Source organism: Herbidospora cretacea, assembly GCF_001570605.1.
Taxonomy (GTDB): domain Bacteria; phylum Actinomycetota; class Actinomycetes; order Streptosporangiales; family Streptosporangiaceae; genus Herbidospora; species Herbidospora cretacea.
In genome coordinates, this window is record NZ_BBXG01000001.1 from 375,024 (window position 1) to 382,852 (window position 7,829).

8 protein-coding genes are annotated in these 7,829 nt (G+C 71.0%); 2 read left to right on the forward strand and 6 right to left on the reverse strand.

Annotation, left to right across the window (positions count from 1 at the left end):
* Nucleotides 1-198: 198 nt before the first annotated feature.
* Nucleotides 199-831 carry an ATP-binding cassette domain-containing protein gene (locus AW270_RS00980; protein ID WP_061289254.1) on the reverse strand — a complete coding sequence of 211 codons (633 nt, stop codon included), beginning with the start codon at nt 829-831 and terminating at the stop codon, nt 199-201.
* Nucleotides 832-925: 94 nt separating this feature from the next.
* Between AW270_RS00980 and AW270_RS00985 the strand changes: the two genes are divergently transcribed.
* Nucleotides 926-1,879, forward strand: coding sequence for an AraC-like ligand-binding domain-containing protein (locus AW270_RS00985; RefSeq protein ID WP_061289256.1), 954 nt, complete (start codon nt 926-928; stop codon nt 1,877-1,879).
* A 16-nt stretch (nt 1,880-1,895) separates the two neighbouring features.
* Here AW270_RS00985 and AW270_RS00990 read toward each other — a convergent pair whose 3' ends face one another.
* Nucleotides 1,896-3,176 (reverse strand): lysine N(6)-hydroxylase/L-ornithine N(5)-oxygenase family protein, encoded by a 1,281-nt coding sequence (locus AW270_RS00990; RefSeq protein ID WP_061290116.1) that lies wholly within the window; start codon nt 3,174-3,176, stop codon nt 1,896-1,898.
* A 92-nt stretch (nt 3,177-3,268) separates the two neighbouring features.
* Between AW270_RS00990 and AW270_RS00995 the strand changes: the two genes are divergently transcribed.
* Nucleotides 3,269-4,207: a methionyl-tRNA formyltransferase gene (locus AW270_RS00995; RefSeq protein ID WP_061289259.1), complete on the forward strand. Its 939-nt coding sequence runs from the start codon at nt 3,269-3,271 to the stop codon at nt 4,205-4,207.
* A gap of 16 nt (nt 4,208-4,223) precedes the next feature.
* Here the strand turns inward: AW270_RS00995 and AW270_RS01000 are convergent, their stop codons facing one another.
* From AW270_RS01000 to AW270_RS01015, 4 genes are read right to left on the reverse strand one after another with little or no spacing between them, the layout of a single operon-like run.
* Entirely contained in the window at nt 4,224-4,766 is a 543-nt protein-coding gene (locus AW270_RS01000; RefSeq protein WP_061289261.1) for a hypothetical protein, read from the reverse strand.
* A 56-nt stretch (nt 4,767-4,822) separates the two neighbouring features.
* Entirely contained in the window at nt 4,823-5,614 is a 792-nt protein-coding gene (locus AW270_RS01005; RefSeq protein ID WP_439649030.1) for an ABC transporter ATP-binding protein, read from the reverse strand.
* Nucleotides 5,615-5,628: 14 nt separating this feature from the next.
* Complete coding sequence (locus AW270_RS01010; RefSeq protein ID WP_061289268.1) at nt 5,629-6,690, reverse strand: FecCD family ABC transporter permease; 1,062 nt, start codon at nt 6,688-6,690, stop codon at nt 5,629-5,631.
* 1 nt (nt 6,691) lies between these two features.
* Nucleotides 6,692-7,741, reverse strand: a complete 1,050-nt coding sequence (locus AW270_RS01015) for a FecCD family ABC transporter permease (RefSeq protein ID WP_245674517.1) — start codon at nt 7,739-7,741, stop codon at nt 6,692-6,694.
* Between the last annotated feature and the right edge of the window lie 88 nt (nt 7,742-7,829).

Here is a 7,829-nt window from a genome sequence, read left to right on the forward strand (position 1 = left end):
CGCCGTCCCATCGATCACATCGGCTCTTCCGCCCTGCGTGGCGGGGGAGCGGCGCACGGGCGCCGCCGGTTCGAGGCAGCCGGAACAGGGGGCTCGGCAGCCCCTGCTCGGGTGATCTGGGAGTGCTTACGCTCGCGACATGGTGCGGCAAGGCTGACAGTGGCCGCCCGGTCCTGTCGACCGTGTTTCGCGGCCCGGTCAGCGGGGGCAGTCGGCCTCGGCGCGGGTCGTGGTCGCGGAGCCGGAGACGAGGCGGTGGACCCAGCAGGCGCGGGCGGGGGTGTCGCGGGTCGTCACCACGACGGCGAGGCCCTCCTTGGTGAGGAGGTCCAGGGGCTCCAGCCGCGAGGGGGCGTCGAGCAGGAGGATGCGGGGGTTGGCCATGAGGGCGCGGCCGATGGCGGTGGCCTGGTGCTCCTCGGGCGTGAGCGCTCTCGGGTGGGCGCGGCGCTTCTCCTTCAGGGTCGGATAAAGGTCGTAGATCCGCCCGAGGGTCCACGGCCCGGCGGCCGCCCAGTGTCCGCCGACGAGAAGGTTCTCCTCCACGGTGAGCGAGGTGAAAAGACGATGATTCTGTGGCATGAGGCCCAATCCACGGGCCTTACGCCATTCCGGGGCTTCCCGGGTGATATCGATATCGTTATAGCGGATTGTCCCCTGTGTCGCGGGGTGCAGACCGGCGACGGTGCGCAGCAGCGTCGACTTGCCCGAGCCGGGAGCGCCCACGATCGCGTGGTGTTCTCCCTGCTCAACCCGCAGGGTGACGGTGCGGATCACGCGCTCGGCCCCATATCCGGCGGAGAGCGCGCTGACTTCCAGGACGGCGTTCATTTGCCGTCGATTGTGAGTTTCTCTCGCGGATGATGTCTTGCACCTGACGGCACACGACTTGACGCACAGCGCACCGGATCCCAACCTTGCTCACATGCCCTATTCCGCCCACACCGCGGGCGTCCCGGCCAAGGAGCGCCTGGATTTCTGGCAAGACGTGGTTTCCACGGCATTCGTGCCTTTAGAGGCGGTTTTTCCGGAGAAGCGATTTGAGGGAAAACTTCGCGCCACCACTCTGGGCTCCCTCGACGTGATCGACGTCGACACGACCGCCCACGCGGCCCTGCGCACCCCCAGACTGGTCTCCGCCGCCCCCTCGGACACCCTGAAACTCGGCCTGGTCGTGACCGGCCGGGGCCGGTTGGAGCAGTCGGGCCGCCAGGTCGTGGTCCGCACCGGCGAGATGGCCGTCTACGACACCGGCCGCCCCTACGCGCTCGGCTTCGACGAGCCCACCCGCCTGGTCGTCCTGATGTTCCCCCGCACCATGCTGGGCCTGTCCCACGACCACGTCGACCGGCTCACCGGGACCCCGATCCCCGGCGACACCGGCATCGGCGCCCTCGTCGCCCCCTTCCTGCTGCGCCTGGCGGGCCGGCTCGACGAGGTCGAGGCGAGAGGCGGCGCCCGCCTGGCCGCCAACGTCGTCGACCTGATCTCGACCATGCTCGCCGACCGCCTCGAACTGGCCCCCGCCGACCCCGACGCCGCCCGGCGGGCGATGCTGCTGCGCATCACGGCGTACATGGAGGGCCACCTGGGCGACCCCGGTCTCGACCCGGCCCGGATCGCCGCCGCCCACCACATCTCCACCCGCTACCTGCACAAACTGTTCAGCGGCGAGGGGACGACCGTGGCGGCGTGGATCCGCGAACGCCGCCTGGAACGCTGCGTCCGGGACCTGCGCGACCCCCTCCTGGCGGGCCGCCCGGTCAGCGCCATCGGCGCCCACTGGGGCTTCCCGGACGCCTCCCACTTCAGCCGCCTGTTCAAGGCGGCCTACGGCCTGTCGCCCCGCGACTACCGGAACGGGGTGGGATCCGCCTGATCCGCGGGTCTTTCCGTCAGCGCGCCGCCACGGCGCCGCGGTGGGCGAGGACGGAGTCGCGGATCTCCCCGGCGCGGATCGCCGTGGTCGACAGGAGCGTCGAGGTGAGGCCGTGGGAGTGTTCGGTGCCGCCCTGGAGGTAGACGCCGGCGGTGACCGTGGGGGCGAACTGGACGCGGTGGTCGCGGCTCACCTTGAGAGCGTCCTCGTCGTCGCGCAGGCACAGTTTGCCCGCCTCGCCCAGCAGCGCCGCCACGTCGTGGGGGCGGTAGCCGGTGGCGTGGACGAGGACGTCGGCCTCGATCGTGACCTGCTCGCCGGTCGGGAGGTACTCGACCGTCACGGTCAGGCCGTCGGGGCCCTCCTCGACGTCGCGGATGCGCGAGACGTTGAGCATCTGGAGCCGCTGGTGGCCGTGGACCTTCTCGCGGTACATGGTCGAGTAGAGGGCCTGGATGAGGTCCATGTCGACCACGGAGTAGTTCGTGCTGCGGTGGTAGTCGATGAGCGACTGCTTCACCTCGGCGGGGGCGGTGAAATAGACGTCGACCGCCTCGGGGTCGAAGATGCGGTTGGCGAACGGGCTGTCGTCGGCGGGCGTGTAGCCGTATTTGGCGAAGATCGCGCACACCTCGGCGTCGGTGAACGTGCGGTGGAGGTAGTCGACCGCCTCGGCCGCGCTCTGACCGGCCCCGAGCACTAACGCGCGGTTGATCCCGCCGCCGGAGGCCACCTTCTCGGCCACCTTCGGCACCAGCCCGCTGGTGTGCCACACCCGGTCGGACAGGACGGTCCCGGGCGGCAGATGCGGCTCCAGGCCCACCGCGACCGACAGGTTGCGCGCCCGGCGGACCCGGCCGTCGGCGGTGACGACGTCGAAGTAGCGGATCTCGCCGCTCTCCTTGACCGCCTTCACCTCCGTCACCTCGGCGGAGTAGGTCACCACGTGGTCCATCCGCGCCGCCGCCCACTCGAAGTAGTCGTGGAACTCCGCGCGCAGCGGGAACAGGGTCTTCTGATTCAGGAAGTCGACCAGGCGGCCCTTGTCCTGGAGGTAGCAGAGGAAGCTGAACTCGCTGGCCGGGTTCCGCATCGTGACCAGGTCCTTCGGGAACGACACCTGCATCGTCGCGTCGTCGATGAGCATCCCCCGGTGCCAGCCGAAGCGCGGCTGTCTCTCCAGGAAGACGGCGGTCATCCGGTCGCCCGGCGCGGCCTGCGCGTTGTGCTCCTCGACGGCAATGGCCAGTGCGAGGTTCGATGGCCCGAAACCGATCCCCAGAACGTCGTAGACCATCGTGGTCACGCGATCGCCTCCCTTGTCGCTCGTATGGTAAATAAGGTTAGCCTTACCTTGCAATATCGGCCGACAGAGAGGGAGCCCCCACCATGCGGGTCGTCATGTTCGGACACCAGACCTGGGGACACCGCACCCTCCAGGCGCTGCTGGAGTCGTCGCACGAGGTCGTGCTGGCGGTGACCCATCCGAAGAGCGACCACGCGTACGAGAAGATCTGGGACGACAGCGTCGCCGACCTGGCCGCCGCGCACGACGTGCCGGTGCTGCTCAGGAACCGGCCCACCGACCCCGAGTTACTGCAGGCCGTGAAGGACGCCCAGGCCGACGTCATCGTGGCCAACAACTGGCGGACCTGGCTCCCGCCGGAGATCTACGACCTCCCCCCGCACGGGACCCTCAACGTGCACGACTCCCTGCTGCCGAAGTACGCCGGGTTCTCACCGATCATCTGGGCCCTGATCAACGGTGAGCCCGAGGTGGGCGTGACGGCCCACCGGATGACCGAGGACCTGGACGCGGGCGACATCCTCATCCAGCGGTCGGTGCCGGTCCTGCCGACGCACACCGCGACGGACCTCTTCTTCGCGACCGTCGACCTGATCGCGCCGATCGTCCACGAGGGCCTGGACCTGATCGAGTCGGGCCGGGCGGTCTGGACGCCGCAGGACCGCTCGCAGGCGTCGTTCTTCCACAAGCGGGCCGTCGAGGACAGCCGCATCGACTGGACATGGCCAGCCGAGGACCTGGAGCGGCTGGTCCGCGCGCAGTCGGACCCCTATCCGAACGCCTTCACCTCGTACAAGGGGGAGCGGGTGCGGGTGCTCGAGGCCTCGGTCTCGGAGGGGTTCTACGGGGGGACGCCGGGGCGGGTGTTCATCCGCGAGGGCGACGGGGTCGTCATCGTGGCCGGCGCGGACGCGCGCAACGGCCGCCGCCACGGCCTCGCCCTCAAGAGGGTCCGGCTGGACGACGGTACGGAACTCGCCGCGACGGACCACTTCCGCACGATGGGCGGATACCTCGGCTGACCGCCGCCTCGGAGCGCTAGACCCGGTCCGCCGGGCGGGGCGCGCCGATCGAGCGCTCGTCCAGCCATACGACGTTTTTCCAGGGCGCGCGGCCGGAGAACTCCAGCGCCCCGACCGCCAGGATCACGACGCCCAGGGCGGTGACGAACCAGAAGGCCGGGTCGCTCGCCGGGGCCGTCGGGTCGAAGGCGGACACCATGCCGTCCGCATGCACGCCCGGGAGGTAGAGGATGTCCTGGCGGTCGCCCACCCGGGGGGCCGGTTCCCGGGCGTGCTGCTGCATGTCGCCGAGCAGGGGCGTCCCCTCGGCGGAGGTGAAGGCGACGATGACGGAGCGCCTGTGGACCTCGACGATCGTCCCCGACGCCGGCAGGTCGTTGGCCTGCCGGTACTGGTCGTAGAGGATGACGCCCAGCCCCAGCGCCAACGCGATCAGGCCCAGCAGCCCGATGGCGATGCCGCGCACGCGCGGGGGCACCGGCGTGGACGTGGCGCCTCGATCGGCGTTGGCCGGTGCGAGGGCCTCCTGGTACTCCTCTAACCCGCTCCTGCCGTCCATCGGCCACCTCGTCGATTTGAAGGCATTTGGGCAGTTCTACCCGCCTTCGAGAGCGGTCATGCGGTGTGGTGGCGGCCCATCGGGATGACCAGGGGGGTGCCGCTCACCGGATCGGTCGTCACCTGGCAGCGGAGGTCGAAGACCTCCTCCACGTTCGCCGCCGTGATCACGTCGGCGGGGTCTCCCTCGGCCACGATGCGGCCGTGCTTCATGGCGATCACGTGGTCGGCGTACCGGCAGGCCTGGTTCAGGTCGTGCAGGACCATCACGATGGTCCGGCCCTCGTTGCGGTTGAGGTCGTGGATCAGGTCCAGGACGTCGATCTGGTGGGCCAGGTCCAGGTAGGTCGTCGGCTCGTCCAGCAGCAGGACCGGGGTCCCCTGGGCCACCGCCATCGCGATCCACGCCCGCTGGCGCTGGCCGCCCGACAGCTCGTCGACCGCCCGCCCCGCCAGGTCGGCGATCCCCGTCGCCGCCAAAGCGCTGTGCACGGCCTCCTCGTCGGCCTTGGACCACTGCCGCCACCACGTCTGGTGCGGCGACCGGCCGCGCGTCACGAGGTCGAGGACGGTCAGGCCCTCCGGCGCGGTCGGGCCCTGCGGCAGGATGCCGAGCCGCCGGGCCAGCTCCCGCGTCGGGATCGAGTGGAGGGCCCGCCCGTCGAGCTCCACCGCTCCCTTGCGCGGCGCGAGCAGCCGGGCCAGGGCCCGCAGCAGGGTCGACTTGCCGCACGCGTTGGCCCCCACGATGGCCGTGACGCGTCCCGGCGGGACCTTGACGTCGAGGTCGTCGACGACGACCCGCTGGTCGTACGCGAGCTGGAGGCCGCCGGCCTGGAGTTCGGGGATGAGGATCACGGGGGTCAGCCTCCTGAGCCCGCGCGGTTGGCGCGGATGAGCAGCCAGAGCAGGATCGGGGCGCCGAGCACGCCCGTGACGATGCCGACCGGCAGTTCCATCGGGAACAGCCGGGCGGCGGCGAAGTCGGAGCCGGTCACGAACAGCGCGCCGGTCAGGCCCGCCGCCAGCGGGGGAGGCCAGGCGGTGCCGGCCAGGCGCTGGGCGATCTGGGGGCCGGCCAGGGCGACGAAGGCGATGGGGCCGCCGGCCGCCGTGCCGAACGCGACCAGGCCGACGCCGGTGACGAGCAGGGCCAGCCGGACGAACTGGACTCTCGTCCCCAGGCCGACGGCCACGTCGTCGCCGAGCTGGAGGGTGCGGGTCAGGCGGCCGAGCGCCAGGGCGAGCGGCACCAGGACGGCCATGGTGATCGCCAGCGGGAGGGCCTGGGACCAGTCGCGGCCGTTGAGGTTGCCGGTGAGCCAGCCCAGGGCGGCGTGCGCCTGGAACTGCATGCCGCGGGCGATCAGGTAGTCGGTGGCAGACAGGGCCATCCACTGGAGGCCGATGCCGACCAGGATGATGCGGTAGCCGGTGGTGCCGCGCCGCCAGGCCAGCACGTACACGAGGAAGGCCATGACGAACGTGCCGGCCAGGCCGAGGAACTGGGTGCCGACCGTGCCGGTCCAGCCGAAGACGATCCCGGCGACGACGGCCAGGCCGGCGCCCTGGGTGAAGCCGATCATGTCCGGGCTGGCCAGCGGGTTGCGCGTCATCGTCTGGAAGATCGCCCCCGACAGGCCGAAGGCGAACCCGACCAGGACGCCGACGACGGCCCGGGGCAGCCGGAGCTCCTGCACGATCAGCAGCGTGCCGGGGTCGCCGACGCCGACGACGGCCCGCATGGCGTCGGTGAAGGAGATGGGGAAGTCGCCGATCGACACCGACCAGGCGACCAGCAGGAACGTCGCGGCGGCCAGGGCCGCGCAGACGGTGATCAGGCGGGGGCGCAGCCGCCCGGAGACGGGCACCCTCCCAAGCCGGAAGTGCGCGCCGCTCCCGGGCTCGACGGTCTTGGTCGCCATGTCAGACCTCCGCCAGTTTCCTGCGGCGGACCAGCATGATGAAGAACGGGCCGCCCAGGAACGCGATCAGCACCCCCGCCTGCACCTCGATCGGCCTGGCGATCAACCGGCCGACGATGTCGGCCGCGATCAGCAGCGTGGGGGCGATCAGCGCCGACAGCGGCAGCAGCCACCGGTGGTCGGGGCCGAGCCCGGCCGACTGGGCCAGCGCCCGAGCCACGTGCGGCACGACCAGGCCGATGAAGACGACCGGGCCGATCGCGGCGACGGCCGAGCCGGTCAGCAGCATGATGGCGACCACGCCCTGGGTCCGGACCAGCGCCAGGTTGCGGCCCAGCGACGTGGCCACGTCGTCGCCCAGCGCGAGGCTGTTCAGGGCCGGGGCCGACGCGAAGGCCAGGAGAGAGCCGACCACCACGAACGGGAGGATCTGGACGGCCACGTCGCCGTTCAGCCCGGCGAGCGAGCCCGCCGACCAGAAGCGGTAGCGGTCGAGGGCCTCGATGTCCATGAGGACCATCGCGCTGGTCATCGAGCCCAGGAACGCGGTCACGGCGATGCCGGCCAGGGCGAGTTTCACCGGGGTGAGGCCCGAGCGGCCCATGCGGCCCAGCACGAACACCACGACGCTGGCCGCCGCCGCTCCCAGCAGGGCGAACCAGATGAAGCCGTACAGGGTCGCGATGCCGAAGGCGACGATCGAGACGACGATGCCGAACGACGCGCCGGCGCTGACCCCGAGCAGGCCCGGGTCGGCGAGCGGGTTGCGGGTGAGCGCCTGCATCAGGGTGCCGCCGAGGCCCAGGGCGAGGCCGGTGGTCAGGCCGATGGCGGTGCGCGGGCCGCGGACCGACCAGACGACGTTCTCGACGTTCGACGGCACGTCGCCCCCGGTGAGGGCGGCGACGACCTGGCCGAGGGGGACGGCGAGCGCGCCCAGGGCGAGGGAGAGCAGGCAGACGAGGACGAGCAGGGCGACCAGCAGGGTCACGAGCAGCGCGGGCCGGACCCCGGGAGGTGACTTACTGGGAGTAACTGAACCGATCGCCACGAATCCTCATCTTAGGTTAGGCAGCCCTTAACTCTAGCGCCCGGGTTTAGGTATCCTTTCCCAGGAACTTAGGTAATGCTTACCTTAG

Coding starts and splice junctions, on each gene's coding strand:
- AW270_RS00995 (WP_061289259.1), top strand. CDS start 3,269: ATGCGGGTCGTCATGTTCGGACACCAGACCTGGGGACACCGCACCCTC.
- AW270_RS01010 (WP_061289268.1), bottom strand. CDS start 6,690: ATGGCGACCAAGACCGTCGAGCCCGGGAGCGGCGCGCACTTCCGGCTT.
- AW270_RS00985 (WP_061289256.1), top strand. CDS start 926: ATGCCCTATTCCGCCCACACCGCGGGCGTCCCGGCCAAGGAGCGCCTG.
- AW270_RS01000 (WP_061289261.1), bottom strand. CDS start 4,766: ATGGACGGCAGGAGCGGGTTAGAGGAGTACCAGGAGGCCCTCGCACCG.
- AW270_RS00980 (WP_061289254.1), bottom strand. CDS start 831: ATGAACGCCGTCCTGGAAGTCAGCGCGCTCTCCGCCGGATATGGGGCC.
- AW270_RS00990 (WP_061290116.1), bottom strand. CDS start 3,176: ATGGTCTACGACGTTCTGGGGATCGGTTTCGGGCCATCGAACCTCGCA.